Raw genomic sequence first — 649 nt, 5'->3', positions numbered from 1 at the left:
ACGGCGCGCAGCATTTCAAATCCTACGATGCCAAGGGGCGGCTGACCGTCGAGCAGGATCCGCTGGGCGCGGTGATGGCGTATCAGTACGACGACGCCGGACGCTTGGTGGCGTTGTTTCCCGGGGATGATGAGCCGACCTCCTACGAACATGACAACGGCTTCGTACGGGTTGTAAGGCGCGGCGAGGCTGTCTGGAAATACGAGCGTAATGAGCAAGGCGATATTACGCGTAGGATCGATCCTGACGGCGAGGTTACCGATTACAGCTACAACAAACACGGGCAACTGACCGGGGTTTGGTACCCGGATCATAGTTGCCATCGGCTGGTGTGGAATGAGCGTGGGCAGTTGCTGGAAGAGCAATTGCCCAATGGCGGGATCAAGCGTTATCGCTATGACGACCTGGGGCGGCAAGTTGCCCGTGAGGATGAGCATGGCGCACTGACCGGTTATGAATGGGACGCTGCCGGTCGCCTGCTGAAACTGATCCAGCCCGGCGGTGCTTGCCGGGAATTGAGCTACAACCCCTACGGAAAAATCATCGCCGAGCGCGATGAACTGGGCCACGTCACCCGCTACGAATACGCCGATGGGTTGCACCTGATCAGCCGCCGTATCAACGCCGACGGCACCCAGGTCAAATACCG

General features: G+C 59.3%; 1 pseudogene. It reads left to right on the top strand.

The window, feature by feature from the left end:
- Positions 1-649 (top strand): annotated as a pseudogene (locus E4P01_RS23400) (type IV secretion protein Rhs); the annotation flags it as partial.

Source organism: Pseudomonas sp. NCIMB 10586 (assembly GCF_023127895.1).
GTDB classification, from domain to species: domain Bacteria; phylum Pseudomonadota; class Gammaproteobacteria; order Pseudomonadales; family Pseudomonadaceae; genus Aquipseudomonas; species Aquipseudomonas synxantha_A.
Note: the sequence above shows the minus strand (reverse complement) of the source record. Positions and strands in the feature narration are given on the sequence as shown.